At 40.7% G+C, this 26996-nt stretch carries 25 protein-coding genes; 14 read left to right on the top strand and 11 right to left on the bottom strand.

Features of this window, described 5'->3' with window-relative positions; genetic code table 11:
* Positions 1 to 21 precede the first annotated feature (21 nt).
* A complete protein-coding gene (locus AACM45_RS05705) occupies positions 22 to 2154 on the bottom strand; it encodes a glycoside hydrolase family 97 protein (protein WP_339141338.1) in 2133 nt (710 codons plus the stop codon).
* 10 nt (positions 2155 to 2164) lie between these two features.
* Entirely contained in the window at positions 2165 to 3667 is a 1503-nt protein-coding gene (gene gpmI / locus AACM45_RS05700; protein WP_339141337.1) for a 2,3-bisphosphoglycerate-independent phosphoglycerate mutase, read from the bottom strand.
* 211 nt (positions 3668 to 3878) lie between these two features.
* Here gpmI and AACM45_RS05695 point away from each other — a divergent pair, with 211 nt between their 5' ends.
* Positions 3879 to 4274, top strand: coding sequence for an ankyrin repeat domain-containing protein (locus AACM45_RS05695; RefSeq protein WP_339141336.1), 396 nt, complete (start codon positions 3879 to 3881; stop codon positions 4272 to 4274).
* Positions 4275 to 4363: 89 nt separating this feature from the next.
* On the opposite strand, the gene AACM45_RS05690 is transcribed toward AACM45_RS05695, so the two are convergent.
* From AACM45_RS05690 to AACM45_RS05670, 5 genes are all read right to left on the bottom strand, one after another.
* The gene (locus AACM45_RS05690) at positions 4364 to 4531 is read right to left on the bottom strand and encodes a DUF6747 family protein (RefSeq protein WP_339141335.1); all 168 of its coding nucleotides are present in this window, start codon (positions 4529 to 4531) and stop codon (positions 4364 to 4366) included.
* Between the two features lie 112 nt (positions 4532 to 4643).
* Entirely contained in the window at positions 4644 to 5411 is a 768-nt protein-coding gene (locus AACM45_RS05685) for a M48 family metalloprotease (RefSeq protein ID WP_339141334.1), read from the bottom strand.
* Between the two features lie 42 nt (positions 5412 to 5453).
* Entirely contained in the window at positions 5454 to 6188 is a 735-nt protein-coding gene (locus AACM45_RS05680) for a M15 family metallopeptidase (RefSeq protein ID WP_339141333.1), read from the bottom strand.
* Between the two features lie 84 nt (positions 6189 to 6272).
* Positions 6273 to 7436 (bottom strand): gliding motility-associated C-terminal domain-containing protein, encoded by a 1164-nt coding sequence (locus AACM45_RS05675; RefSeq protein ID WP_339141332.1) that lies wholly within the window; start codon positions 7434 to 7436, stop codon positions 6273 to 6275.
* Between the two features lies 1 nt (position 7437).
* Positions 7438 to 11547 (bottom strand): beta strand repeat-containing protein, encoded by a 4110-nt coding sequence (locus AACM45_RS05670; RefSeq protein ID WP_339141331.1) that lies wholly within the window; start codon positions 11545 to 11547, stop codon positions 7438 to 7440.
* 226 nt (positions 11548 to 11773) lie between these two features.
* On the opposite strand from AACM45_RS05670, the gene AACM45_RS05665 reads away from it, so the two are divergent.
* The 7 genes from AACM45_RS05665 to AACM45_RS05635 all read left to right on the top strand — a co-directional run bounded on the left by AACM45_RS05665 (position 11774) and on the right by AACM45_RS05635 (position 17853).
* Positions 11774 to 12517, top strand: coding sequence for a hypothetical protein (locus AACM45_RS05665; RefSeq protein WP_339141330.1), 744 nt, complete (start codon positions 11774 to 11776; stop codon positions 12515 to 12517).
* Complete coding sequence (locus AACM45_RS05660; protein WP_339141329.1) at positions 12507 to 13301, top strand: carboxypeptidase-like regulatory domain-containing protein; 795 nt, start codon at positions 12507 to 12509, stop codon at positions 13299 to 13301. The genes AACM45_RS05665 and AACM45_RS05660 overlap by 11 nt, the downstream gene beginning before the upstream one ends.
* A gap of 86 nt (positions 13302 to 13387) precedes the next feature.
* Complete coding sequence (locus tag AACM45_RS05655; RefSeq protein ID WP_339141327.1) at positions 13388 to 13885, top strand: DUF6702 family protein; 498 nt, start codon at positions 13388 to 13390, stop codon at positions 13883 to 13885.
* A 59-nt stretch (positions 13886 to 13944) separates the two neighbouring features.
* Complete coding sequence (locus AACM45_RS05650) at positions 13945 to 16266, top strand: M1 family metallopeptidase (RefSeq protein WP_339141326.1); 2322 nt, start codon at positions 13945 to 13947, stop codon at positions 16264 to 16266.
* Positions 16267 to 16344: 78 nt separating this feature from the next.
* Complete coding sequence (locus AACM45_RS05645; RefSeq protein WP_339141325.1) at positions 16345 to 16986, top strand: hypothetical protein; 642 nt, start codon at positions 16345 to 16347, stop codon at positions 16984 to 16986.
* A 20-nt stretch (positions 16987 to 17006) separates the two neighbouring features.
* Complete coding sequence (locus AACM45_RS05640; protein ID WP_339141324.1) at positions 17007 to 17285, top strand: Sec-independent protein translocase subunit TatA/TatB; 279 nt, start codon at positions 17007 to 17009, stop codon at positions 17283 to 17285.
* A gap of 1 nt (position 17286) precedes the next feature.
* Positions 17287 to 17853, top strand: coding sequence for a phosphatase PAP2 family protein (locus AACM45_RS05635; RefSeq protein ID WP_339141323.1), 567 nt, complete (start codon positions 17287 to 17289; stop codon positions 17851 to 17853).
* Here the strand turns inward: AACM45_RS05635 and AACM45_RS05630 are convergent.
* Entirely contained in the window at positions 17850 to 18491 is a 642-nt protein-coding gene (locus AACM45_RS05630) for an O-methyltransferase (RefSeq protein WP_339141322.1), read from the bottom strand. The genes AACM45_RS05635 and AACM45_RS05630 overlap by 4 nt on opposite strands.
* Before the next feature lie 46 nt (positions 18492 to 18537).
* On the opposite strand from AACM45_RS05630, the gene AACM45_RS05625 reads away from it, so the two are divergent.
* The 3 genes from AACM45_RS05625 to AACM45_RS05615 are packed head-to-tail and all read left to right on the top strand — an operon-like array spanning position 18538 to position 21468.
* Positions 18538 to 18996 (top strand): GNAT family N-acetyltransferase, encoded by a 459-nt coding sequence (locus AACM45_RS05625; RefSeq protein WP_339141321.1) that lies wholly within the window; start codon positions 18538 to 18540, stop codon positions 18994 to 18996.
* A gap of 33 nt (positions 18997 to 19029) precedes the next feature.
* Positions 19030 to 20298, top strand: a complete 1269-nt coding sequence (gene kynU / locus AACM45_RS05620; protein ID WP_339141320.1) for a kynureninase — start codon at positions 19030 to 19032, stop codon at positions 20296 to 20298.
* Between the two features lie 24 nt (positions 20299 to 20322).
* Positions 20323 to 21468, top strand: a complete 1146-nt coding sequence (locus AACM45_RS05615) for an MFS transporter (protein WP_339141319.1) — start codon at positions 20323 to 20325, stop codon at positions 21466 to 21468.
* Here the strand turns inward: AACM45_RS05615 and AACM45_RS05610 are convergent, their stop codons facing one another.
* Positions 21469 to 22152, bottom strand: coding sequence for a hypothetical protein (locus AACM45_RS05610; protein WP_339141318.1), 684 nt, complete (start codon positions 22150 to 22152; stop codon positions 21469 to 21471).
* Between the two features lie 65 nt (positions 22153 to 22217).
* Here AACM45_RS05610 and AACM45_RS05605 point away from each other — a divergent pair, with 65 nt between their 5' ends.
* From AACM45_RS05605 to AACM45_RS05595, 3 genes are read left to right on the top strand one after another with little or no spacing between them, the layout of a single operon-like run.
* A complete protein-coding gene (locus AACM45_RS05605) occupies positions 22218 to 22853 on the top strand; it encodes an RNA polymerase sigma factor (protein WP_339141317.1) in 636 nt (211 codons plus the stop codon).
* Positions 22843 to 23031 carry a hypothetical protein gene (locus tag AACM45_RS05600; protein WP_339141316.1) on the top strand — a complete coding sequence of 63 codons (189 nt, stop codon included), beginning with the start codon at positions 22843 to 22845 and terminating at the stop codon, positions 23029 to 23031. Before AACM45_RS05605 ends, AACM45_RS05600 begins: the two co-directional genes overlap by 11 nt.
* Positions 23032 to 23051: 20 nt before the next feature.
* Positions 23052 to 23870, top strand: coding sequence for a mechanosensitive ion channel family protein (locus AACM45_RS05595; protein ID WP_339141315.1), 819 nt, complete (start codon positions 23052 to 23054; stop codon positions 23868 to 23870).
* A gap of 150 nt (positions 23871 to 24020) precedes the next feature.
* On the opposite strand, the gene AACM45_RS05590 is transcribed toward AACM45_RS05595, so the two are convergent.
* On the bottom strand, positions 24021 to 26003 hold the full coding sequence (locus AACM45_RS05590; RefSeq protein WP_339141314.1) for an OmpA family protein: 1983 nt from the start codon (positions 26001 to 26003) through the stop codon (positions 24021 to 24023).
* Between the two features lie 9 nt (positions 26004 to 26012).
* A complete protein-coding gene (locus tag AACM45_RS05585; RefSeq protein WP_339141313.1) occupies positions 26013 to 26921 on the bottom strand; it encodes a PorP/SprF family type IX secretion system membrane protein in 909 nt (302 codons plus the stop codon).
* Positions 26922 to 26996 lie beyond the last annotated feature (75 nt).

The raw sequence follows: 26996 nt of genomic DNA, 5'->3' as shown, positions 1-26996 counted from the left end.
TTGGCATTTCGATTTACAGGCCTACAATCGTTTTAAGCCCTTTAGCTGACTGCTGTCCGTAACCTCAAGAATACTAATGGCATAACCGCCGCCTGGGGCACAATACTGCGATAACTTTGAAGAGCTGCTTACACGATACTTTTTGATATCGTATGCTTTTGGATTCTTTTTGTAATGCGCATCCTTAGCGTCGCTATAGATGGTGGCAATATATTTTTTGTCATCATCCAAAAAGTCGAAAGCTATTTTAGAGGTTCTTGGTTCCTCATCGTTGGTACGACCTATGAACCAATTATTGCTTCCTTTCTCTTTTCGTGCGTAAGTGACAAAATCACCGGGTTCCGCTTCCAATACCAATGATGCTTCCCAATCCAATGCGACATCTTTGATAAACTGAAAGGCATCAAGATGTTTGTTATAGGTTTCTGGTAGGTCTGCCGCCATTTGAAGGGGGCTGTATAGGGTTACGTATAAAGCCAATTGCCGCGCAATGGTAGTATTTACCCAAGAGTTGTTCTGCGGATTGTATTTGCTGACGTCAGGCTCAAAGATACCTGGGGTATAATCCATGGGGCCACCAATCAACCGTGTAAACGGAAGTATGGTCGTATGATCCGGATTACTGCCCCCAAAGGCCTCATATTCCGTACCGCGGGCAGACTCATTACCGATTAAGTTGGGATAGGTCCTGCTCAGTCCTGTTGGGCGAACCGCCTCATGTGCGTTGACCATGATTTTGTAATCAGCGGCTTTCTTGAGTGCATATAAGTAATGGTTGACCGCCCATTGCCCATAATGATATTCCCCCCTAGGGATAATATCGCCTACGTAACCGCTTTTGACCGAATTATAGTTATTGTTAACCATGAATTGATACGCTTTGTCCATATGGCGCTCATAATTTCGTATGGAACCAGAGGTTTCATGGTGCATCATGAGCTTAACGTTTTTTGATTTTGCGTAATCTCGCAATTCAACTACATCAAAATCTGGATAAGGTGTTATAAAATCAAATACATAGTCTTTTGACTTTCCGAACCAATCTTCCCACCCCTCGTTCCATCCTTCGACCAAAACTTGGTCGAAACCGTGTTCGGCCGCAAAGTCAATGTATTCTTTTACATGTTGGTTGTTGGCAGCATGTTTTCCGTTTGGTTTCGTATCTGAAAAATTGGTTTTTCCCAGCTTTACACTTGGTATATCGGTATAGGCCCAAGAACTTTTACCGGTAATCATTTCCCACCATACCCCAATATATTTTACCGGCTTGATCCATGAAACATCTTGATAATCGGTTGGTTCGTTTAGATTTAAGGTGATATTCGATAATAAGATGTCGCCGGCATTTTTACTGGCAATAACCGTACGCCATGGGGTGTTTCTTGGGGCTTGCATATAGCCTTTATTTCCTACGGCATCAGGGGTCAAATGTGATGTTAAGGTGAAGTTTGTCTCATTGACGTCTAAATGCATACAAGAATATGCAATTAATGCAGCCTCATGGATATTGATAAAAGTACCGCTATCGGTCTTCATCATTAAGGCAGTTTGTACCCCCGTTTTGGAAAAGGGTGTCTGAGAGGCATTTGGTGTCACTGCCTTTTGCATTAGACTGGATACCTCAGAGAGCTTAGAAGTGGTATAATCGTACTCTTGCGTATCGTAGTCCCCGGGAATCCAAAAGGTTTTATGGTCACCGGTCATTGCAAATTCGGTTTGCTCTTCTTTGATTACAAAATGAGTAAGATTAGGTTGCTCAGGAAACTCATATCGAAAACCCAAGCCGTCATCGAACAAGCGAAAACGGATGTTCAGTAGGCGTTTTGTAGTCGGTTGTTCTAATTGGACAAGAAGCTCGTTATATGTGTTCTTTATGGTTTTTGTTTCACCCCAAACAGGTTCCCATGTTTCATCAAAAGAACGGGTACCTTCTTCCTTTAAGATAAAGCCTGACCGCAACGATTGCATGTCTTTCAGCTCAAAACCCAACTTACTTTTGGCAACGATGGTTTCTTCATTCAGATTCAATTGATAGGTCGGGGAACCATTGTCAAGTTGAAATTGAAGTTCAAAACTTCCGTTCGGGGATTGCAGTTGTTGGGCTATTGCCAACACAGGAGCCAAAATAAGTAGAAGCACCGGAATTCTTTTCATAAGGCTGGTTTTATACAAGCGATTCTTGGGTCATGGCTTTTGGCTGTTCAACACCCATCAGTTTCAAGATGGTAGGTGCAATATCACCCAAAACCCCATCCTTTATAACTTTAATATCGTTGTCAATCAAGATAAGCGGTACGGGATTGGTGGTGTGCGCAGTATTCGGACTCCCATCTGGGTTGATCATCGTATCACAATTGCCATGGTCTGCTATTAGTATTGTAGTATATCCATTTTCCAAACCTGTTGTAATAACAGCCTCTGCGCATTCATCTACAACCTCACAAGCTCGAATGGCCGCTGGCATACTTCCCGTATGACCAACCATATCAGGATTTGCAAAGTTCAAACAAACAAAATCAACTTCCCCTTTTTGCAATTCGGGTACGATGGCATCCCTGATATCATAAGCACTCATTTCAGGTTGCAAGTCATAAGTGGCCACTTTGGGTGATGGGCATAAAATTCGTTCCTCTCCTTCAAAAGGTTCTTCACGACCACCATTAAAAAAAAAGGTCACGTGTGGATACTTTTCGGTCTCCGCAATACGTATTTGTTTTTTCTGGGCTTTGGCCAAGGTGGCACCGAGGGTGTCTTGAATATTATCTTTGTCATAAATGACCTTGATGCCCTTGAAAGATTCGTCATAATTGGTCATGGTCACGTAATACAGATCACGTTTTTCCATAGCGAAGTCGACCAGATCTTGCTGGTGCAGTACTTGGGTAAGTTCACGGCCGCGATCTGTTCTGAAATTGAAGAAGATGACCACGTCACCATCTTTAATAAGACCATCTTCGTTTAATAGAATGGGTTCTATGAACTCATCAGTGGTTCCGTTATCGTAGCTAGCTTGAATAGCGGTCGAAACCGTATCATATCTATCGCCCTTACCTTCGGTTAAAAGGTCATAGGCTTTTTTGACACGTTCCCAGCGTTTGTCGCGATCCATGGCAAAATACCGACCTATTACCGATGCTAACTTGGTATTCTTATCGGCACAGAAATCTACCAAATCTTCTAAAAAGCCTTTTCCGCTTTTTGGGTCAACATCGCGACCATCGGTAAAAGCGTGTACAAATGACTTTTGAACGCCACTTGCATGCCCCGCTTTTATAAGCGCTTTCAAATGATTGATATGACTGTGTACCCCACCATCACTCACCAACCCCAGAAAGTGCACCGATTTGTTTTCTTTAATGGCATGCGCAAACGCCGCCTTTAAAACTTCTTCGTCTTTCAAGGTGTTTTCTTGCACCGCCTTATTGATTTTTGCAAAATCTTGATAAACGATACGCCCTGCACCCAGGTTCATATGGCCCACTTCACTGTTGCCCATTTGGCCTTCAGGGAGCCCAACATTCATTCCGTCGGTTCTTAAATCGGCATTTGCATATTTTGAATAAAGGGAATCGACAAAAGGGGTCTTTGCCCGTTCAATAGCTGAAACCTTGGGGTCTGGCGATTTGCCCCAACCGTCTAAAATCATCAATAGTACTTTCTTGTTCATTGCCTAAAGTTATACCTATCAAAAATAGGGGGTTTTGTGTTTTGCCCCTAGCATAAAAATGCTTTTTAATCAATGAATTTGTTAAAAAATTTAAGTTAAAACATTAGGGCGTGTTAAAGTTTACATATTTAACTGTTAAGTCTGTAACAATGAACTATTTAGAAAGTCTATATTAATATCAATTATATCTATAATTCAAAAATTATTCATCATGAGAAAAACAATCCTAATTGTAGGCATGGGCTTTATGTTCTTGTTTACCGGCTTTATGGGCCACGCAACTGAAAACGAACCCGAACTTTATCGTAACCTAAAAGTGGTTTCCGCTTTTGAAATCAACTCTTTCTGTAAAGCTATTATGAAAGGGGATATTGATATCGTAAAAAAAATGATTGCCCTCGGTGAGGATGTCAACCAAAAATCCCTAGGGAAAACACCATCACATTATGCCGCTCGTTACAACAAACCGGAAATACTGAAACTCTTAATAGCCAATGGGGCTAATTTGAAAGCCAGGTGTGATAAGGGGTACACGGTAAAGAAACATGCCGAACTTTCTGGTGCCCAAGAAGCCCTTGAGGTCATCAATACTGCTATGAAAAGATAAGTTGAAGTTTATTCATCCATCAAAAAACCCATTGTGGCTACAATGGGTTTTTTAGTGCTCTTATAGTGTTCAGGTAAAAGAGTCTATCATTAAAATTCAAATCCGGTAAAGGCCCGATACATGAAGGCATAAATAGCCATCGTCAACATAAAGGCACAAAAAACGGAATATATTTTTAAAAAGGTGACCAGATATTTCGGTTCACAATCGTCAAATGCCCTAAAATAGATATTCTTAAAATTCAATAGCGTTCCCATGCTGTCTATATTTAGATAGCAATAAGCGATTACATAAGGGTAATAAATCTGGGAGCAATAAAGTTAGAAAAATTAGTCGGGATACCCTAATATATCGTTGAAAGGTACTTATTTATCGACCTTGATACTTTATTATTGCTTCCTTGATTTTTTGAATGCGATTTTCTGGATCGGGATGTGTGCTTTGAAATTCTGGGGCACGATTGGGGCCAGCTGCCGCCTTTAGTATTTTCATGACCTCGATCATTTGATAGGGATCGTAACCTGATTGGATCATAAGAAGTACGCCAAGCTCATCACTTTCGAGCTCATCGCCACGGCCATTGGTCAAAAGTGTATTTTGACCGATACCCTGCACAACACCCCCCATATCGGCACCAACCGTGGCACCCATGGTCAATGTCTGCCAGAAACTACTGTCAGCAATTCGTTCAGCGGAATGCCTACCGATCACATGGCCTATTTCATGGCCTAAAACCCCTGCTAATTGTGATTCATTAAGCTGTTTGAACAAGGCATAAGTGATGAAGCACTGTCCACCGGGCAATGCAAAGGCATTTATGGTTCGATCATCGGCCAATAAGTGAAAATCATATTGGTACGGTGTTTCCCTAGCGATACTATTGTTGACCAACTTTTTGCCCACTGCATCGATTAGGGCTTGCATACGTTCATCTGGGTAAAGGCCGCCATGCTGCTGCGCCATTTCAGGGGCGCTTTGAAGGCCGATGGCTATTTCTTGATCAGCCGACATGTTGATATTCTGAACACGACCCGTATACGGATTTTCCTCTTTGTTATTACATCGTTGAATAAAGGCAAATGCGACTATGGCCAAGCCAATAAAGATTCTGATTTTCCAGCTTCCCCTACTTCTCATGGTCTTGCGTTCTTAAGGTCGTTCAATATACAAAAAAGAGCACTATAGCAAATCTGGGTTAATGTCTAAAATATTGTTGTGGATGTAATTCTTTAAAAAACTCGTGGTAAAATGTTCTGCGCCCTCAAACGTTTCATTTTGAATCATTCGAAAAATGTTCTTTTTTCGAAATTGGGTCAGCATTGGTTTCGATAATGGTGCATAGCTGTAATGCCAAGGTTCGTACTTAAATCCTTTTCTGAAATAGTCATCGGTATAGACCAGATAGAATCCAAATTTTTCAGCATTTTTATCCAACCAATTTTTAAAGGGTTCAAATGGACCCCCCTCTTCAAATTTTTCAGGCACCAAAACGTCGCCATTGACCTTTGGATATCCGTCAATAATATCGATATCCGTTCCCCAATGGTGTCTACTGGTACCGGGTATGGTCGAGTATTCAATGATTTTGGCAATAGCATCTATGGGTAACATACCCTCTTCTTCGGTGTAGCTGATGTATTTTCGTTCCCAAATGGCTTCTTGTCTATAAAAGTCACGGTAACTTGAAATCATCTTAATGTCAAAACCAGCACTATAGGCTGCTTTTTTCATTAATACGAAGGCGTCATGGGCCTCTTTTCGAAGGTTTATTCCTTCTCCGTATAAATCAATGGTTGCCTTGCCTGTCAGTTCTACGATGGAGTATTCTGGGTCATTATGGATTGTGGTCAAGGGAAAAGTGGTCATTGCCAAACTACCGATACCCACCTTTTTGATAAAACTTCTTCTTTGCATTACTATTAATTGTACTATAACTGCATTATCACAACGCTTTATGAAGTGGTAATCGTATATAAAAGTACTAAGTAAATTGAAGAATCAACGGTCTAAGAAAAGAAAGCCCTGATAGTCCAGTCCTTCGTCAAAAAGTGTGACGGTATAAAAATAGATTCCCTCAGGTAATCCATCATCTCGGCTTAAAACAAGATTGTCGATGTTTGAAACACCCCCGAACTCATTCACATAGTTGGCCATTGCAAATACTTTCTGACCAAAACGATTATAAATGAACACCTGATTTGCACCGACATCCTCGATTTCATCAAAGACCAAAAAGTCGTTGGTACCATCACCATTGGGTGAAAGAAAATAATTGCCCAAGGTAGGGTTGTTTACGGCGAAGGTATCGGTGGGTAAAGGTGTGGTACCAAAGGTTATCGCTGCATAATCACTTGGTACAAATTTTTCGGAAACCAAAAACCCCTGGTTTAAATCACCACTAATAGCCGAATTGCCAATAGCAATCCATCGGTCGGAAGATTTTGACCAACCAACAAGAATGATTTCCTCGACGGAGGTGGCCAAATTATCAAGGGCGCTTCTGGGGTTCCAGCTTACCGTTACCACTGATGGCTGATTTGCTTGAATAATCCAAAATTCCTGGTCACTTACAAAACCGATATCCCTAACGATATTATCGGTATCAAAACGTTCTGGTATGGATGTCGGGTTTGACGGATTCTCAAATAGGTAGGCACATAAGGCAAAATCGTTTGTATTATCCGATTCCAGCAATAAGGGCCTTAACAGGGTCTCGTCCCCTACCGGAAAAGAAAAAAAACGCTTATCGGTAATCGCCGCAAACCCAGTTACTTTCGAGGTGTCGTTTTCGCCCGTAAAAAAGGCATTTTCCTCAAAATTCAAATACACGGTTTCGTTACTAAGAAGGCTCTCGACATTACCGCCTATAAAATTAAAATTGTTGGTGACATTCAATTGGTTTTCCAACAAAAGATTGTTGGGTAAGAAAATTTCGGCATCATAAATAGTTGGTGCTATGATGCCTTGTAGTGTTATGGGATTGTCACCATAAAAACCAATCAGACCATCAGTTGTAGTAAACTCACTGTCATTGATAAAATTGGTATGAAAACCAATCTGGGTATTACTATGTAGCTGTAGCCCTCCGCTATTGTAAAAGGCGGTTTGCCCCCATATCAATGGACTTACCAATAAAAGAATACTTATAAGTATGTTTTTCATCTTAATTGGATTGCTCATTTTTCAAAAGCATTGCTTTTATCAATGCCATATCTTTTTTTAGGGCTTCCAATTCGCTATTCAAAGCGGTATTTTTTGATTGTAAGGCTTTAATTTTCTTTTCTTGCTCAATGGTATGGAGAAACAACTCTTCTATTTTTTCGAGGTTTTGCAAGTTGGACTTGCTTAAATTCCAATGTCCCTCTTTTTTTGCTTTTGCTGCTGAAGTTACCCCTGGTAAGTGTTTGTTCTTTTGAAGGAAATGCTCGATTTCTGACAAACTTTTGAATTTATAGTCTTCATTTAAATTAGAAAAGCCATCAAAATAGTTTTGGAAGACATAATCGGGAACTACCATATTTCCATTCAGAATTATATCTGCCTGCACACTTAAGCCGCCTGTAGTTGTAATTCCTTGAGTAAAATCTGGAATTATTTTAAAGCCATCAATTGCCGCTGTAGCCGCTATGTCTTCGTTTAGAATAGAAGCATCTTCAATTTCATCAGAAGAAACAGCATCCGATTGAATTTCGCCAGCACCAATAGCGTTAAGTCCAATATCCCCTTGTGTAATTGAATTTGGGTTAATAATTCCTGTTGGCCCGCCAGAAACTGTGAAGGCATTAAATGCTGTTGTCACTTCTAAATCTGTTGCAAACGTAACATCAATTGAAGCATTATCTAAAAAAGCACCACCATCACCACCTACAGAAATTATTTGGTCAGTATCAGTACTTACAATAGTTCCACCTCCCGTTGGGTCTATCCAGTCAGTTCCAGTCCCAGTTGAGGAAAGTATTTGTCCAGAAGTTCCAGATTCATTATTACTATCATAAAATTGACCTTCAACTCGTATATTGTTTGTCACGTGAAGTTGCTGGGTGGGTTCCGTAATTCCGATACCAACATCTCCATTGTTTTTAATGGTCATAACGGCATCACTAATTTCTGGATTGTCAAAATTAGGTGAAGTATTTTGTAGGAAATGAAAATCCCCACGTGCGAAATTTTGTGCTGCTGTGTTATTTCTTTGGTAAACCAAAGCCCCTTTTCCAAAACCATCATTTTTTATTTCGGTAGAAAATAAGATTCCTGTAGAATGTTCGTTACCGTCATCTGCACTATAATTTGACAATTGCAAGGCATATCCTAAACCAGGAAAATTATCTGCTATTTGTACTTTGGCTTGAGAAGTTTGTGTATTTCCATCAACACCGATATACAAAGCTCCGAATGCACCTAGTCTTCCATTGGGATCCCAGTAAAATTCATTGCCGACTCCGGTCGGTGCAAAATCGGTATCATTAGCAAAAAACACTTCTCCCGCGCTAGACCCAACAAATGTTTCGGTGTTGATGTCCGCCAGCGGCACGGTAACGGTACCCCCCTCTGAGTCTGTTAGCGTCAGGGTATCATCAGTTCCATCGGCGTCGGTATCGGTGGTCGCCAGAGTGGCGTTGGTGGTATTCTCGTCGACCCCGGTATTGATATCCGCCAATGCAACGGTAACGGTTCCCCCTTCGGAGTCGGTGAGCGTCAGGGTATCGTCGGTTCCGTCCGCGTCGGTATCGGTGGTCGCCAAAGTGGCGTTGGTGGTGTTCTCGTCGACCCCGGTATTGATGTCCGCCAATGCAACGGTAACGGTGCCCCCTTCGGAGTCGGTGAGCGTCAGGGTATCATCAGTTCCATCGGCGTCGGTATCGGTGGTCGCCAAAGTGGCGTTGGTGGTGTTCTCGTCGACCCCGGTATTGATGTCCGCCAATGCAACGGTAACGGTGCCCCCCTCGGAGTCGGTCAAGGTCAGGGTATCATCGGTTCCATCGGCGTCGGTATCGGTGGTCGCCAAAGTGGCGTTGGTGGTATTCTCGTCGACCCCTGTATTGATGTCCGTCAATGCAACGGTAACTGTGCCCCCCTCGGAGTCGGTAAGCGTCAGGGTATCATCGGTTCCATCGGCGTCGGTATCGGTGGTCGCCAGAGTGGCGTTTGTAGTGTCCTGGTCCGCGCCCGTATTGATATCCGCCAATGCAACGGTAACGGTACCTCCATCTGAGTCGGTGAGCGTCAGGGTATCATCGGTTCCATCGGCATCGGTATCGGTGGTCGCCAAAGTGGCGTTGGTGGTATTCTCGTCGACCCCTGTATTGATGTCCGTCAATGCAACGGTAACTGTGCCCCCTTCGGAGTCGGTAAGCGTCAGGGTATCATCGGTTCCATCGGCGTCGGTATCGGTGGTCGCCAGAGTGGCGTTTGTAGTGTCCTGGTCCGCGCCCGTATTGATATCCGCCAATGCAACGGTAACGGTACCTCCATCTGAGTCGGTGAGCGTCAGGGTATCATCGGTTCCATCGGCATCGGTATCGGTGGTCGCCAGAGTGGCGTTTGTGGTGTCCTGGTCCGCGCCCGTATTGATATCCGCCAATGCAACGGTAACGGTTCCCCCTTCGGAGTCGGTGAGCGTCAGGGTATCATCTGTTCCGTCGGCGTCGGTATCGGTGGTTGCCAAAGTGGCGTTTGTGGTGTTTTCGTCAGTAGCCGTGTTGATAACATCGATGTCATTTTGTAGTTCCTCCAATGCCAATTGCACATTATCCCCTGTAATCCCAGTTATGGGGTTTATATCAACTTCAATGGCATCTTGAATTTCGTTTTCATCATCGAAATCCCCATCTTGAATGTTGACCAAGGTATTATTCCCATTTGTAATCGTAACTTCAACACTTTCACCAGGAGTTCCGCCAGTTCCAATACCAAGATCCTGTTCATCGGTATTACCTCCACCGGCATTCAAGGCAGCTATATCAGTCTGTAGTTCTTCCAATGCCAATTGCACATTATCCCCTGTAATGCCGGTAATAGGGTTAATATCAACTTCAACGGCATCTTGAATTTCGTTTTCATCATCGAAATCCCCATCTTGAATATTGACTATGGCGTTATTTCCATTCGTAATCGTCACTTCAACACTTTCGCCAGGAGTTCCGCCAGTTCCAATACCAAGATCCTGCTCGTCCGTATTAGCTCCTCCTGCATTAATGTTATCGATATCGCCCTGTAATTCTTCCAATGCCAATTGCACATTATCACTGCTAATATTTCCGGTTGGAATAACCCCAACGTTATTGGCTACCAGCAAAGGCTCTAAATCCACACCATTACCATTATCTATTTCAATACGATTGCCATTCAATGACAGGTTTTGTTCATCCGTTCCCGTATTGTTAAAAGGTGCTAAATCCACCCTGGTTTCAACCCCACTTTCGGTCAGCACCAGTTCATCACCCTGTACTTCCGCATTCGTCAATCGTTCATTTTGGTCGCTCAAGTCATTGTCCAAGGCCAGATGGTCCGTAATTCTTTGGTCGTTGTTGGCAATATTGGTTACCAATTGGGAGTCATCGTAAAAAGCCCCATCAACGTCAGTGATGGCATTGTTGGGATTTGGACTGATCAACTCTACCGAGGTAATGAAGCCCGCATCATTGGTGAAATCATTTAAGGTTACCTGACTATAATCCAATTGAAAATCCGCAACGGCATTTTCCTGCAGTTTTCCCTGGCTTACCGAGAGCGGTGCCAATTTGTCTTCGGTAATGGAATTTGGTGCAAAATCAACCCCTTGAATTGTACTATCGGCAATATTCTCACCCGTAATTTGACTCACCTCGAAGTTGAAATTGTTTCCGGTTTGGGTAATGGTGATCGTTTCGTTGAAGTTGATCATGGGATCTGTGGTAAAGGTTTGTTCCCCAATGCCTTCTAAAGGGACGCTAACGGAATTTCCATCACTGTCAGTAAGCACCAATGCCTCATCGATTAACTCAAGACTGACATTTGTGGTGTTTGCCTCGCTACAAAGGTTGACCCATTGTACCCCATCATAGTAAAAAACACATTGTTCATCAGTGTTGTAAACAATAGCCCCATTGAGCGGGGTAATGTTTTGCATTTGCGCATCGTTGACCCTCGAAATGACAAAGACCCTATTGTTGCTCTCTAGTTCGAGCAACGAAGAGGCATCTATGTTTTGTGGGTTGTCACCAACTTTTACCTGTGCTTTTAGAATATGACCGGTGGATAAGCATAGCAGTATGCAGAATAAATATTTTTTCATGATTAAGGTTCTTAATAAAAATTGGGGTGCTCAAAAGCATGACAAAAATAACAGATCGACCGATTGTAGCTAATTTTATAGGTCAAAGTATAAAAGTGTTCGCTGAATGGAATTCGAAAATAGATTCAAGGCTCCTTCCCAAGAATTAACAAAAGTTTACAGTGCCAATTTTTTTTATCACAAAATGTATAATTTTCTTTATCAAATTGAATTCGAAAACCACCACATGAAAATCCGATTTTTAGCAATTTTTTTGTTTTCTTGCCTGATTAGCGCCTATGCCCAAGATGATGGTCGTCAACCCCTTAGGGGAAAGGTTTTATATCGTGGGAATAATGTCGTGAACGAGAACGTCATCAACTCTACTTCTGAAACGGCAACAATTACCAATGAACAGGGGCAATTCATGATTCGTGTAAAAGAAGGCGATCAGTTGGTATTTACCGCAGTCAACTATGAATTGGAAGTTGTGGTCATCACCAAAGCTATTTTGGAGAACAATCGCTTGGTGGTCGAGGTTACCGAAAAAGTGACCGAATTGGATGAGGTCGTCGTAGGGCCAGAGAACCAACAGAAATTCATAGAGGTTAAGAATGAGGACCTCAAAGAGTTTGAATATGAGATCGATCGTTCCACCGAGGTTGAAAATATAGCATACCAATCACAAAATGATAGAATTCAAGGACGATTGAATTTCGTAAATATCTTTAAGGCCATTTTCAAATCCCGTAATGAAAACGGTACTGAACGCGAACCATTAAAGGTCAGTGAGGTTTTGCGTCAGGTATATGACGATGAATTTTTTGTGGTAGACCTGAAGTTGCCCCAAGATAAAATAGATGCATTTTTATTGTACTGCGATGATAAGATGGGTGCCCAGTCCCTGTTGAAAAAGGAGAATGAGTTTCAATTGATCGATTTCTTGGTGACCCATAGCAAGACCTACCTCGCTGAGTTGAATGAAGAATAGTCTCTTTCTTTTTTTTTTAAGTTTGGGTTTTTTGACTTCGGCCCAGACTTTTGGCCCCAAAATGGTGAAAGGGGTGGTTACGGCTAAAGATAAAGACGTCACAGGGGTGGTAATTCAAAATATCTCTACAGAGAAGGCGACAATTACGGATTTTGAGGGAAATTTTTCAATTCTTGCCAAACTCAATGATACCCTGGTTTTTTCGGCAATTCAATTCAAACGAAAAATAATACCCATAAGCCAAGAGTTGCTTCAAAGTACGACAATAACGATTCCGATGGAAGAATTCGTTAATGAGCTTCGCGAGGTAGTGGTCAATCCCTATAACTTATCGGGGCGTCTTGATGCAGACCTGAACGTACTAAAATTGGAAAAAGATGTCAGTGCCGAAGCCTTAGGCCTGCCTAACGCCCATCAAAAGATACCGACCCAAAGTGAACGTCGCCTACAACAGGCTACTTACGGGAAGTTTAATTTAGGCATGATCCTGACCCCACCCTTAGATCCTATAATCAATGCGATTACAGGAAGGACCAAGATGTTAAAGAATCGTGTAAAAATTGAGAAAACCTATGCAAGAACCCAGCAGGTACAAAATTTGTACGTAGATTCCCTTTTTGTGACGGAATTGAAAATTCCGTTTGAAAAAATTGATGATTTTATGTATTTCTGCGAAGTTGACCCCAGTTTTCAAAAAATGGTTGCTACTAAAGACGAACTGAGGATATGGGAATTCTTGATGCAAAAAAGTAGTGCCTACCGTGAAAATAATGACTTGGATTAGGTTATCGCCCTTCACACGGAAGGTTTGGGACTATAATTATCTAAAATGGCACGTATATTGCTAAAATGAATATGCAAATTAGTCGAATGAAAAATTTTTTTTTACTCTTTTTGATCGTACCACTTTTGAGTTTCAACATTCATAAGTTTTATGTGAGTGTTACCAATATCACATACAATGAGAAGGATGAAAGTTTTCAAATTACCTCGCGTATTTTCATTGACGATTTAGAGGCCTTATTACTTGAACGTTATGGTATTAAAGGCAATCTCGGCACAGATGGCGAACCCCCATTGGTAGATGACTATATAGAAAAGTATCTCAACGCTAAATTATTGTTGACCCTAAACGGGGAAAATAAGGGCTATACCTTTTTAGGCAAAAAGTATGAGAATGACCTTGTGATATGTTATTTGGAAGTTGAAAATGTGGATTTGGCTGCCTTGAAATCAGTGACCGTACAAAACGAATTGTTGACCGATTTGTACGAAGAACAAAAAAATTTGGTACACCTAAAAATTAAGGGTAAAAAAAAGAGTTTTGTATTAATAAAAGAGAATAATAAAGGAATGTTAAACTTCTAGGCATTCCTTAATGAATCGTTAAAAAAGAAGTATTTTTCGCTACTTAAAATCAATAGAAAATGAATAAAATCAAGTATTGTTTCGCTTCATTTTTCTTCTTGTTCGCCGCAATGGTATTCGCACAGGAAACGGAAGAAAAAGAAGGGCGCGAACCGGGTCATGTAAACCAAAGTAGATTCAAGCAGTTGTATGAGGAGTTTTCTACGCCGAATACATACAGATCGGCATCAGGTGCCCCCGGACCTGATTACTACCAACAGCAGGCCGATTATAAAATGGATATCACCCTTGATGATAAGAATGCCAAAATCTATGGGGAAGAAACCATCACATATACCAACAACTCACCCGATGACCTTGAGTTTTTATGGGTGCAACTAGATCAAAACGTACGGGCAAAAGATTCAAAATCGCCATTGCGAAATGGTAATGGGGTCAATATAGCGTACACCGCAGGTAATTTTGCGCAAACCTATGTGACCGAGCCATTTGATGGGGGTTTCAACATTGACTGGGTAAAAGATGCTTCAGGCAAACCACTTTCGTTCACGATCAATCAGACCATGATGCGCATCAATATTCCGCAAGCATTGAAGAGTGGTGCTTCTACCTCTTTTTCGATAAAATGGTGGTACAATATACCTGATCATACGGTCAATAGGGCCCGTTCGGGCTTTGAATATTTTCCAAAAGATGGTAACCGTGCCTATGTTATTGCACAGTTTTTCCCAAGAATGGCGGTTTATTCTGATGTTGAGGGATGGCAAAACCACCAATTTTGGGGCAGTGGGGAGTTCGCTTTGCCCTTTGGAAATTATGAGGTCGATATAACGGTGCCCGCAGATCATGTTGTAGACGCCACTGGTGTACTTCAAAATAGGAAAGAAGTGTTCACTAAAGAGATGATGAAACGCTATGACCAAGCTAAAAAATCATACGATAAACCCGTTGTAATCGTCACACAGGCTGAAGTAGAGGCCAAAGAAGGTTCTTTTTCAGAAAAAACGAATACCTGGAAGTTCAAGACCGAGCCAGGCCAAATGGTCCGTGATTTCGGTTTCGCAACCTCGCGTAAGTTTATTTGGGACATGCAAGCCGTTAAAATTGGAAACAGGGATGTAATGGCGGTTTCCATGTATCCTAAAGAGGGTAATCCATTGTGGGAAGAGCAATCTACCAAGGCAGTGGTACAAACCTTGAAGACCTACTCAAAGTTTACCTTCGATTATCCTTATCACAAGGCTATATCGGTGCATGCTAAAAATCAAGGTATGGAATATCCGATGATATGTTGGAACTACGGACGGCCAAATGAGGATGGCACGTATTCAGACCGTACCAAATATGGTATGATCAGTGTGATCATTCATGAAGTAGGTCATAACTTTTTTCCGATGATCGTGAATTCAGACGAACGTCAATGGGGTTGGATGGATGAAGGATTGGACACTTTTATGCAATATCTCGCTGAGCAGGAATTTGGCGAGAACTATCCTGATGTAATCGCTCCAAACGACAAATACCCCTCAAGAAGGGGGGAAGCGGCGAAAATAGTACCTTATATGGCCGGCGACCAGAGCTATATTTCACCAATTATGTCAAACCCTGAGAACGTCTATCAACTAGGGCCGAATGCTTACGGAAAACCTGCAACCGCCTTGAATATATTGCGTGAAACCGTTATGGGCAAAGAGTTGTTTGACCATGCTTTCAAGACGTATTCAAAACGTTGGATGTTCAAACATCCGACCCCTGAAGATTTCTTCAGGACCATGGAAGACGCTTCTGCCGTAGATTTGGACTGGTATTGGAGAGGTTGGTTCTATACCACTGATTACGTCGACATTGGTGTAAAAGAGGTCAAGAAATACTACGTAACCAATGAGATCACTAAAGAAATGAAAGAGTATATGGCTGCCCGTAACCTAACGGCAGCTGATCTACCACCATTGGTTTATCTTGCCGAAGAGCGTAGTGAGGATTTCAATGAGGATTTAAAAGGAAAAGCACCTTCTGAAGTTTCCCAAAACCTGAATGAATTCATGATGGATAACTTGACAGCCGAAGAAAGGGCACAAGTACAAGAACCCAAATATTTTTATGAGGTCACTTTTGATAAGCCAGGGGGTATTCCGATGCCATTGATCGTGGAATATACGTATGCGGACGGAACAAAAGAGAACATTACCTATCCTGCAGAGATATGGAGAAAGAATGATGCCGAGGTGAAAAGGGTGATTTCATCACAAAAAGAGTTAGTGGGTATTGTAGTCGATCCAAAATTGGAAACGGCCGATATCGACACGACAAATAATGCTTGGCCCATTAAAGAAGAGAAATCTGACTTTGACCAATTTAAGGAAAAGGTCAAGGGCAAATAAGACCAAGTAGAATTAGTTACGGCCCCAACCCTCTCGGTTGGGGCTTTTTTTTAGCCCTTTTATTTGTATCTTGGTGATATGAAAAAGAATGCCATTGCCCTATTTATACTGTATTTCATACTCACTATTTTATCTTGCAGTGATGATGGGGAAACGGATGATTTTGAGTGTAATTGTAGTTCAGATATAACCAATTTATCATTTACGGGGTTGGAAGCGGAGACCTTCAAATTGCCACCGCAGTCTGATGATATGCCAATTCGGATTTTGGATAGTATTGCCAAAGCGGATTTTTTACTAAGGGTTTCCTTCCCGTTCGAACAAAGACAAGTTGGGTTGAAAAACTTACCTACCCAGGGCTCTTTTGGTTTCTCATCGGCCTATGCCTGTAGTTGTGTCTTATTTGTCAACATCAATAATAAGGTCGAGAATATCCAAATTTTACAGAAAATCGATGAAGAAGTAGGCTTTATTCCCATAACGTCTGCTTTTCGTGTAGAAAATTTTATGGAGTTCGAGGGGGACTTATTGACTATTGATGAAGCGTTGGAGGCTACTCGACTGCTAGAGGATAATCTAAGCTTTATCAATCAATATGATTTTAGGATCGGTGATAGTGGGATGGTATCTGAAAGCGCCGCTTTTAAAATTGTCGTGGGGTTTGATGATGGAACTTCGCTAGAAAGGGAAACATCAATAATAAACTTCTTTCAATCCTAATCAAATACTATCTTTGCCCTATGCAATTTTTGTTTATAAGTGGAGGTGAAATTTTCTTTATCATGTTTGTCGTGGTCATGGTATTTGGTGCTGATAAGATTCCTGGTATTGCCAAAGGCCTTGGCAAGGGTATGCGCCAGTTACGTGATGCTACCGATGATATCAAACGTGAGATTCAGAAGAGTGCCGAAAAACAAGGTATGGATACCGATTTTGCCAAAGATATCAAGAAAGAGCTCGATGAGGTAAAGAAAAATGTAGAAGACGTAACAGGAGCCGTAAAAAGAAGTTCCAAGTAAGATGTTGGAAGCGTTGCTCAAATGGGACCGCGAAACCTTTGTGTACCTCAATAGCCTAGGCCTCGAAGAGTATGATATATTTTGGTCTACGGTGACCAGTATAACCACTTGGACCCCCTTATTTTTTATTTTTATTTTATTGTTCTTTTTAAAATATCCTAGAAAGGATGCCTTTATCAAATTGACTACGGTATTGTCACTCGTCTTTTTCGTGATAGTGATTACCAATCTCACTAAGATTGGGGTTGCCAGGTTACGACCAAATAATGACGTAGAGATCAATACCTTGATTCGTATTTTAAAAAGCCCGACGGATTATAGTTTTTTTTCGGGCCATGCATCCAGTTCATTTTCAATAACAACCCTAATGGTACTTCTACTTTGGAAGAAGGCAAAATGGTCCCTACTGTTTTTTATTTGGCCCCTCTTGTTTTGTATGAGTAGGATTTATGTGGGGGTACATTTTCCGTTGGATATTATTGCAGGGGCCGTTATCGGCACCTTGTCGGGAATTTTATTTTACAGAATTTACCGACACTTCTTTAAAAAACATGAATTGTTGTCTTAGACCACCCGGCTAAGTGTAAGACCATCCCTTATAGGTAAGATTACGGTCTCTACGCGAGGGTCATTTTTAAGTTTCGCATTGTAATTCAAAAGTGCTTCGGTTGTTTTATCAGATTTTTTTAAGGGTTCTATGACCTTTCCTGACCAAAGTACGTTATCCGATAGTATGACACTTCCGCTCTTAGTTTTCTTGATAACCGTTTCAAAATAACCCTCGTAATTTTTTTTATTGGCATCAATAAATATCAAATCAAAGGTTACATCCATCTCGGGTACGACTTGAAGCGCATCACCTATGTGTTGAACGATTTGGTTTCCAAAACCACTTCTGTCGAAATAATCGCGTTGTATGGGGTATAATTCCTCATTGACATCAACGGTATGCAAGACGCCGTTTTCTTGTAGGCCTTCTGCCAAGCAGATTGCCGAATAACCCGTATACGTACCAATTTCCAAAATAGCTTTCGGCGCTATAATCTTTGATAATAAACTGAGTACCCTTCCCTGAAAATGGCCGGTTATCATGCGCGGTTGAACCACTTTTAGATGGGTCTCACGAGTGAGCTCTTGTAATAACCCCGGCTCAGGTTCGGTGTGATCATCAATATATTTTTCAAGTAGTTGTGATAAGAAATGCATGAAAAACTTTCGGTAAAAATAATCAAATATGCCTTATTTTAGATTCATGAAAAAGCTTGTTATTCGTGATGCCCAAAGTGCCGATTTAACCACCTTGCTGCGCTTTGAACAAGAACTGATCAAGGCTGAGCGTCCTTTTGACCCTACAATCGCAAAAGATCCTGTAAGTTATTATGATATTGAAGAGTATGTCAATAGGGACGATGTGAAAATCGTCATCGGTGAAGTTGATGGAACCTTGGTAAGTTCAGGTTATGCCTTAAAGAAAGAAGCACGACCTTATTTAGATCACAAGTATTACGGTTACCTAGGTTTTATGTATACCATACCGGCCTACCGCGGTAAGGGCATCAATCAAAAGATCATTGCCGAATTGGTATCATGGTGTCATGGTCAAGGATTGATGGAAATCAGATTGACGGTTTATGATGAAAACTTGCCGGCTTTAAGGGCGTATGAAAAAGTAGGATTCAAAAAACATATCTGCGAAATGCGGATAGTTTAATTTGGTAACCGTAATTTTAACAAAAATTGAGCTATGCAATTCGAGAATTCATTGGCTTTTGCACAAAAACTTGATAAGGAGGATCCTTTGGCGTCATATAGGGGCCAGTTCCATTATCCACAAGTAAACCATAAAGATGTTATCTATTTCACTGGTAATTCACTTGGCCTACAACCTAAAAATGTCAAGGATTATATAGATAACGTTATGAAAGATTGGGCAGAAATGGCCGTGGAAGGGCATTTTTATGCCGATAAACCTTGGTGGGACTATCATGAACGTTTGGCAGCACCATTGGCGAAAGTAGTTGGGGCAAAGAAGGAAGAGGTCACCGTTATGAACACGCTTACCGTCAATCTACATTTGTTATTGGTGTCTTTTTACAGACCTACAAAAAAGCGGTTTAAGATATTGTGCGAAGAAAAAGCTTTTCCCTCTGATCAGTACATGCTTCAAAGTCAAGTTCGTTTTCATGGCTTAAATCCAGAAGAGGCCATTGTTGAAGTCAAAAAAAGGGATGGGGAACACCATTGGCGAACCGAAGATATTGTCTCTAAAATAAAAGAACTCGATGATGGATTGGCATTGGTATTGATTGGGGGTGTAAATTATTATAACGGACAAGTTTTTGATATGGGTACCATTACAGCTTCAGCTAAGGGCGTAGGTGCCTTTGTCGGATGGGATCTCGCCCATGCAGCAGGTAATATTGAACTGGACCTGCATAATTGGGACGTGGATTTTGCCGCTTGGTGTAGCTATAAGTATATGAATAGCGGACCCGGTAATGCAAGTGGTGTTTTTATACACGAACGGCATTTGAATCGAAAAGATATTCCCCGTTTTGAAGGTTGGTGGGGTACAAAAAAAGAAACAAGGTTTTTGATGAAACCCGAATTTGAGCCAATGGAAAATGCGGATGCTTGGCAATTGAGCAATGCACCCATTCTGGCCGTAGCCCCTTATTTAGCTTCTCTGGCGCTATTTGAAGAGGTAGGTATGCCAGCTTTGCTCAAAAAACAAAAGTTGCTCACCGCATATTTAGAGTTTATTTTAAATGAGGTGGATAAACAGGTCGAAAGTACTTTTGAGATCATCACCCCCAAAGAGCGGGGCTGTCAACTTTCCGTCTTTTTGCATGGTCAGGGCAAATCTTTATTTGACTATCTAATGAAAAATGGGGTTATTACCGATTGGCGTGAACCCAATGTTATACGATTGGCACCTGCCCCTTTCTATTGTTCTTTCGAAGATATGTATCGGTTTGGTGAAGTTTTGAAAGCGGGAATTCAATCAAAATAAATTAACCTTTGTGTTTGCCGATTTATGAAGTCACTCCAGCTCATACTATCAAACCCCAAATATTTTGCCCCAGCTTTTGTTTTTACCAGTTTGAATATCTGGTTTGGGACATGGGCAATATATATTCCATCTGTGAAGGAGAAATTACAGATTGATAAGGCAGATTTGGGTATTGCCATTTTCTTTTTGTCCTTAGGGGTATTCGCTATTTTTCCATTGGCCTCAAAAATCATCAATAGGTTGGGGGTTGGTAGGGCTACCTGGCTGGGCGTTGTTCTTAATAGTATTACGGCCCTTTTGCCCCTACTGGCGCCGAACTACTATTTACTTTGTGCTTCATTGTTTCTTTTTGGTACCTCAAATGGATTGACCGATATCGCGATGAATACCTTGGTTACCGAGATTGAAAAAGAAGATAAAAAGAACTTCATGTCGGCCGCACATGGTTTTTTTAGTTTAGGCGGGGTTTTAGTAGGGCTTGGCAGCTTATTGATACCAGTGATCAACAACCCATTCCTTCATATGCTGTTCACCGTAATTTTGGTGTTATTGGTCAATTTCACGCTTAAGAAAAAGTACTATTCCATAGAGGCGGCCCCTATTCAAAAAGAACCCCTTAGTTTGAATCTTTTTAAACCATTATTCGTATTGGGTATCATTGGCTTTGTAAGTATGGGCAGTGAAGGGGCCATTGTAGATTGGAGTGCCCTTTACCTAAAGGAAATAACCCTGGCTCCAGAAGCGCTCATTGGAGCAGGATTTTTGGCCTTTTCTGCTATGATGACCTTGGGGCGTTTTCTGGGGGATGGAATTAGCCAACGCATAGGTTCTGTTAAATTGGTGGCCCTGGGTGCGTTGATCGCTATTTTAGGATTCATCATGGTGTTGTCAACAAATACGGTTCTGGCAATATTTGGCTTTGCCCTAAATGGTTTGGGTTTTTCCGTTATGGTACCTGAATTGTTCAGAATTGGGGGTAATGTAAAAGGCGTTGAATCATCACAAGGTGTTGCTTTTATTGCTGGTACGGGATATTCTGGGTTTCTGCTTGGCCCCGTCATTCTAGGTTTTTTAGCCGAGGGTATATCTTTGAAAGCAAGCTTTTGGGCATTATTGATATGCTCACTTATCATACTATTGGCAACTTTTAGGCTATATCGAAGAGGTTGATTACTCTTTCATGGTTACGGCTACATTGTCGAAGAAAAGGTTGAAGTTTTCATTGGCTTTCTTATGGTCTAAAGCAAATTTGAATCCATCTTCCATCCTATAATTCTCCCAAGTGGTAGTCATTGAAGGATCTGATTGGTTACTTTCCCTAAATACCCATTCGCGTATTAAAAAATCATCCTCAAAATAAAAATCATAGGCATCACCCGGTGTATAGCCCCCTTCAGTGCCATAGACGATAGTGAGTTTTTGCATTGGTTTTTTGCTAATGGGGGCGGTATCGCTTTTGATATGGGTGTATTCAAAATTAGATGCATCCCAAATCAAGTTAAATGGTGCCAATAACCAATACCGGTCATTGATAAAACCTGCATTGGCCTTCAATGCCATACTATCCATGTTCCTGCGATTGTAAACTAAGCTATCATTACCAGAGATGTAGGTTACTTCATTACGTTTTGGTTTCCATACCCAAGAACGTTCAAAATGGGTAGAATCCCTATCTACATTAAAGGTAAAGGCTATTTCTGAAACACTTTTCCAGTTTTCATAACCATGGGCACTTGCTATTTTTTCAAGTACCGTAGGTACCATCATTTCTTTTGGCTTTTCTTCTTTTCTATCGGTTTTACAGCCTGAAATTAGAAGTAGCCCCAAAATAAAAAACGGATATAAATCTTTCATGTCTCGGTTTTGTTCAAATATACCCTGATTTCAATTATCTTGAAGACCATATAAAAACAAAATAGGTGACTTTTTTAAAGCGTTTGTTTCTAATTCTTATAAATCAAGATAAGAATTCATTGAAAACGGACGATCCTTATCATCAACTTACCGATGAGGTGTTGGTAGCGAAAATCGTAGCAAAGAACGATACCTTGCTTTTCGGTGTTTTATACGACCGTTATGCCAAAATGGTATATAATAAATGCTACGGTTTTTCTAGGTCTCAAGATGAGGCTGAAGACTTGACCCAAGATGTTTTTTTGATGTTGTTCGTGAAGTTGGCCTCTTTCAAGGAAAAATCCAAATTTTCTACTTGGTTGTATTCATTTACCTATAATTTTTGTGTGAATTATGTCAATCGAAATAAACAGCGAAAGATGAGTGATAAGTCCATACCAATGGATGATGCCGAATATAAACTGGCTGATGAGGTGCCCGATGAGAGTATTTATGAGATGAAGGCCTACAAACTGGAAAGCGCTCTGAATCTTATTAGTGCAGAAGATAAATCAATTCTTTTGCTAAAGTACCAAGATGGGGCATCGATAAAAGAATTGAGTACACTATTTGAGATAGGGGAGAGTGCCGTTAAAATGCGTTTAAAGCGCGCGAAAGCAAAACTATTGGAAACCTATAATACGCTAGGGGATGACAAATGAATTTGACAATCCGTTCAGTCAACTGAACAGAAACCTACGGGAAGTACCGCCAGAGATGCGGCAAAAGGTAATGAACGACATTGCAATTGCAAAGCTTATATTGGATATGGCCGTATTGGTAACATCCAATTACTCGTCTATAATTTCCGGAATGTTTAAAACCAACAAAAGAAAATAACCAAATAAAAACAAACAAAAATGGAAAAATATAAAAAAGTACTATCAGACAGTCTCGGTGATATGTTGGAAAACGTCGTGCAGCTTTTGCCCCAATTGATTATTGGCGTCTTGGGCTTAGTGGTTGCATGGTTACTTCTAAAAATCATATTGTTCGTGTCAAAACGTATTTTAAAGGCAGCTAAAATAGATGCACTTTCCAATAAAGTGACCGAAGCGAAGTTGTTTGGTGAAAAAGAAATAAAAATAGATTTATTGAAAATTACCTTGTCGACGGTCAAGATTCTTTTGATCTTATTTTTCACTATTGTCATTGCAGAGGTTATTGGACTTACCGCAATATCTGAGGGTATTATTTCGATTTTAGGTTATTTACCCACTTTGCTTAGCGCTATATTGATTTTTGCAGGAGGTTTTTATTTGGCTACAGTAGTTAAAAAAGCAGTTTTGGCACTTTTTGATTCAATGGGTATTAGTGGTTCCAAGATTATTAGTGGCATACTGTTCTATATGATTACCTTTTTTGTTTCGATTACGGCATTAAATCAAGCGGGTATTGATACCGCTATCATTACCAGCAATTTCACCATGATCTTGGGTGCTTTTTTGTTTGCCATAGCCCTTGGTTTTGGGCTAGGTTCAAGGGAGGTTTTTGCCGATGTCCTGAAAATGTTCTATACCCGAAAGAACTATATGGTGGGCGATAAAATTAGTATCGGTGACTTAGAGGGAACCATTGAGGCTATTGATAACATGACGATGACCTTAATGACCAAAAAGGGTAAAATAGTGATCCCCATCAACGAGATCGTATCGAATAGGATCCATATAAAGAATTGAAAAGAGTGCATTTTAACGTCATCTAGAACCTGCCTTTCCGGCAGACAGGCTCAGTCGAGAATATCGACTTTTCGATTCTGAACGCATCTTGACTGTGCTTGATGTGACAAAAGGTTTGATAAAAATCCTTACGGATACACTTTTTGACCATTATTTTGACACGTTGTTCTTGGTAACTAGTGTTCCTTTGAGTTGAACTACCGGAAATTCCGTTCTACGGTTCAATTCCAATTCTTCTGGAGGACAATCCGTTTTGCTATTACACTCATTTACCGGCATTCGTTTGCCAAAACCTTTATATGATAGAATACGATGTTTTGCAATTCCATTACCTACAAGGTATTCGTAAGTTGATTTTGCCCTTCTTTCCGATAGTTCATCATTATAAGAATGACTACCTACTGGATCGGTATGCGATTCTAATTTTATGACCATTTCTGGGTAGGTCTCTTTCATTAGTTTTATGACCTTATTAAGCTCAAGGGCTGCATCAGGTCTAATGGCTGCGTTATTAAAATCAAAATAGATCTTTTTGAGACCGGCCAATAATTTTACATCGAGAACAGGCTCCAATTGAATATCCTGTTTGATAAGTTTGGTGGCCCTGTCAATTGTTTTAGTACTGAAGTAGACACTTTTATGTGGATGTGTACGCCGAACTGCCTCGATTCTATAGTTTTTGTTTCGATTGATCAATAATTGGTATTCACCGTTTTTATCAGTAGTGGTTTTTGACATTAATTCACCGGTTGCTTGATCATAAATCGAGATTTCAACACTATCGAGTGGTTTTAAATTAACCGCATCGGTAACAACACCCTCAACAGTTAAAGAAGGTATGAACCTAAATTTGTAAATATCATCGCTACCTTTTCCACCTTTTCGGTTCGAACTTACATAACCATCTATTCCATTATCTAAGGCATAATACCCGAAATCATCTTTTTCACTATTCAATGGTTTACCAAGGTTAACCACTTCTTTTATTTGCCCAGTAGAATCTGCCACAGTGGCAAAGACGTCCAATTGTCCGAACCCCAAGTGTCCATCTGAAGAGAAAAATAATTGTCCTTCATTATTGACATAAGGAAACATCTCATTTCCGGAAGTGTTGACTATCGGACCTGCATTAACAGGTTGCCCAATACCACCCCTAGGGTGTATTTTGCTATAATAAATGTCAGTCCCCCCATAACCTCCTGGGCGATCGGATGCAAAAAACAATAGGGTTCTTTCTGTATTTATTGAAGGGTGGCCCGTAGAATAGTGATCTGCATTGGTCTTTAAATTACGCGTAACCTTCCATTCGCCATTTATTCTTTCTGCTTTGTAAATCTTCAGATTGTTGAGGTTTTCAACTTCTTTGTCCTCTTTTTTCTTGGTATGGAATCCTTCTTTATTCTGAAAATAATTATTTCTGGTAAAATAGATTACAGTATCATTTTTATAATCGGTCGAGAAAACCAAGGAGCTTTCATGATATTTCGAATTTACTTCCCCTTCAAATTTTTTTGGTGTTGCGATTGTGTTTCCTTCGGGTACGTAGTAAATATCTAACCAAGGTTCATTGTTCCAGTCATACAACTTGTCATTTTTACCGTTTTTTCTACTTGAACTGAAATAAAGCTTACCCTCATGTAGAAAAGTGCCGAATTCGCTGTATTCCGTATTGAAGCTTACTGGTTCGACCTCATAACGTTCCCTACTATTGAATACAATGGAAGCTAAGTTTCCATCTTTTAAAAACTGTTTTATCCTCGAGTCATTTTTATGGTACTTTTTGTATTTCTTTAACCATTTTAATGCCTCTTTTTCTTCACCAGAGCTTTTAAGGGCCATGGCATATTTAAAATAAAAGTTGGTAGGGGTATCGCTATGCTCAATAAACCTTTTGAAGTACGGTATTGATTTTTCAAAATCCCTCAATAACAGGTAGCACTCTGCCAATCGCTGAAATGCATGACTTTCATTGTGCCCATCAACCACCATTTGCTCGTACTTCGGAATCGCTTTGGCGTAGGCAAATTTATTAAAGAGTTCATCGGCTTCTTGATGCCTATCTGATTGCGCCAAAGCAACGGCATGAGATAGTACTAAGGTCAATGTGGCAAGGAAGATATTCTTTGATTTCATAATGTCGTTTTAAAAATATCTAGGTGATTTATATAAATCGGTCTTTTTGACCATTCTTGGTTCAAAAATCAAGATGACCTCGTGGGTTCCCCCGGTGTAGGGCCTTATATTCCCGGTTGGTAAATCATAGGCGTATCCTAATCTGATGTCTTTGGTTACTTGATAATCTAGATAAGCGCCAAAATTAGAGGCATCGTTAAAACGGTATGAGGTTCCGGCCCAGAATTTTTCATAGAATAAAAAGCCAGCGGTCACATCGTAAGTAGCTGGGGCCCCATTGGTGAACTTGGTAATAATGGAGGGGCGAAACTTGATATCCAATGATAAATCGAGTACCAGACCACCGATACCATAATAACTTATTCTTTCGAGTGCTTGAAACTCTCCCTCGTTCAAATCTGCGTTTACTATTCTCGGTGAAGAGATACCGGCATACCATCTATTCGTAGTTACATATACCCCTGCTCCAAAATTTGGTCTCCAATTGTTAAAGTTGGCATTGAAGAAAGGGTCGTTTACATCGGGGTTTTCAAGATTGTAATTCGTAAAACCTCCTTTTAATCCAAAAGATAACTTTGCTTCAAAGGAAATGGGAACGGTATAAGAAAAATCACCATATACATAATTAGTGCTTTCAAAACCCAATTGGTCGGTAATGTAAGAAAGGCCCAATCCGATTTTTTCATTGTTTAAAGGGGTGTGGAATGAAAATGTACTTGTTACGGGATTGCCATCCAAACCTGCCCACTGGTTTCGGTGTAAGGCAGTAAGGTTTATGGTTTCCCTGCTACCCGCATAAGCTGGATTAATAGCAATCGTATTGAACATGTACTGCGTAAACTGCGGTAATTGTTGTGCACCCAGAAGGGATGTTATAAGCATTGCCGCCACTAGCGCATAAGTATTTAAAGCTTTCATGACTTTAAGGTTAAGTTTCATTTCGCTGATGGTATTGCAACTTGGGGAAACAATACCTAAACAAAGGAAGCAATA

It is taken from the genome of Croceitalea sp. MTPC5 (assembly GCF_036985505.1).
Lineage (GTDB): Bacteria > Bacteroidota > Bacteroidia > Flavobacteriales > Flavobacteriaceae > Croceitalea.
The sequence above is the reverse complement of the archived record's forward strand: the minus strand, read 5'-3'. Positions and strand labels throughout refer to the sequence as shown.

Bases quoted from the DNA above. Each gene is read 5' to 3' on its own strand.
- AACM45_RS05590 (WP_339141314.1), bottom strand. From the start codon at position 26,003: ATGAAATCAAAGAATATCTTCCTTGCCACATTGACCTTAGTACTATCT.
- AACM45_RS05585 (WP_339141313.1), bottom strand. From the start codon at position 26,921: ATGAAAGCTTTAAATACTTATGCGCTAGTGGCGGCAATGCTTATAACA.
- AACM45_RS05655 (WP_339141327.1), top strand. From the start codon at position 13,388: ATGAAAAATTTTTTTTTACTCTTTTTGATCGTACCACTTTTGAGTTTC.
- kynU (WP_339141320.1), top strand. From the start codon at position 19,030: ATGCAATTCGAGAATTCATTGGCTTTTGCACAAAAACTTGATAAGGAG.
- AACM45_RS05645 (WP_339141325.1), top strand. From the start codon at position 16,345: ATGAAAAAGAATGCCATTGCCCTATTTATACTGTATTTCATACTCACT.
- AACM45_RS05650 (WP_339141326.1), top strand. From the start codon at position 13,945: ATGAATAAAATCAAGTATTGTTTCGCTTCATTTTTCTTCTTGTTCGCC.
- AACM45_RS05610 (WP_339141318.1), bottom strand. From the start codon at position 22,152: ATGAAAGATTTATATCCGTTTTTTATTTTGGGGCTACTTCTAATTTCA.
- AACM45_RS05665 (WP_339141330.1), top strand. From the start codon at position 11,774: ATGAAAATCCGATTTTTAGCAATTTTTTTGTTTTCTTGCCTGATTAGC.
- AACM45_RS05615 (WP_339141319.1), top strand. From the start codon at position 20,323: ATGAAGTCACTCCAGCTCATACTATCAAACCCCAAATATTTTGCCCCA.
- AACM45_RS05625 (WP_339141321.1), top strand. From the start codon at position 18,538: ATGAAAAAGCTTGTTATTCGTGATGCCCAAAGTGCCGATTTAACCACC.
- AACM45_RS05680 (WP_339141333.1), bottom strand. From the start codon at position 6,188: ATGCAAAGAAGAAGTTTTATCAAAAAGGTGGGTATCGGTAGTTTGGCA.
- AACM45_RS05705 (WP_339141338.1), bottom strand. From the start codon at position 2,154: ATGAAAAGAATTCCGGTGCTTCTACTTATTTTGGCTCCTGTGTTGGCA.
- AACM45_RS05635 (WP_339141323.1), top strand. From the start codon at position 17,287: ATGTTGGAAGCGTTGCTCAAATGGGACCGCGAAACCTTTGTGTACCTC.
- AACM45_RS05630 (WP_339141322.1), bottom strand. From the start codon at position 18,491: ATGCATTTCTTATCACAACTACTTGAAAAATATATTGATGATCACACC.
- AACM45_RS05685 (WP_339141334.1), bottom strand. From the start codon at position 5,411: ATGAGAAGTAGGGGAAGCTGGAAAATCAGAATCTTTATTGGCTTGGCC.
- AACM45_RS05660 (WP_339141329.1), top strand. From the start codon at position 12,507: ATGAAGAATAGTCTCTTTCTTTTTTTTTTAAGTTTGGGTTTTTTGACT.
- AACM45_RS05640 (WP_339141324.1), top strand. From the start codon at position 17,007: ATGCAATTTTTGTTTATAAGTGGAGGTGAAATTTTCTTTATCATGTTT.
- AACM45_RS05675 (WP_339141332.1), bottom strand. From the start codon at position 7,436: ATGAAAAACATACTTATAAGTATTCTTTTATTGGTAAGTCCATTGATA.
- AACM45_RS05690 (WP_339141335.1), bottom strand. From the start codon at position 4,531: ATGGGAACGCTATTGAATTTTAAGAATATCTATTTTAGGGCATTTGAC.
- AACM45_RS05695 (WP_339141336.1), top strand. From the start codon at position 3,879: ATGAGAAAAACAATCCTAATTGTAGGCATGGGCTTTATGTTCTTGTTT.
- AACM45_RS05595 (WP_339141315.1), top strand. From the start codon at position 23,052: ATGGAAAAATATAAAAAAGTACTATCAGACAGTCTCGGTGATATGTTG.
- AACM45_RS05670 (WP_339141331.1), bottom strand. From the start codon at position 11,547: ATGAAAAAATATTTATTCTGCATACTGCTATGCTTATCCACCGGTCAT.
- gpmI (WP_339141337.1), bottom strand. From the start codon at position 3,667: ATGAACAAGAAAGTACTATTGATGATTTTAGACGGTTGGGGCAAATCG.
- AACM45_RS05600 (WP_339141316.1), top strand. From the start codon at position 22,843: ATGACAAATGAATTTGACAATCCGTTCAGTCAACTGAACAGAAACCTA.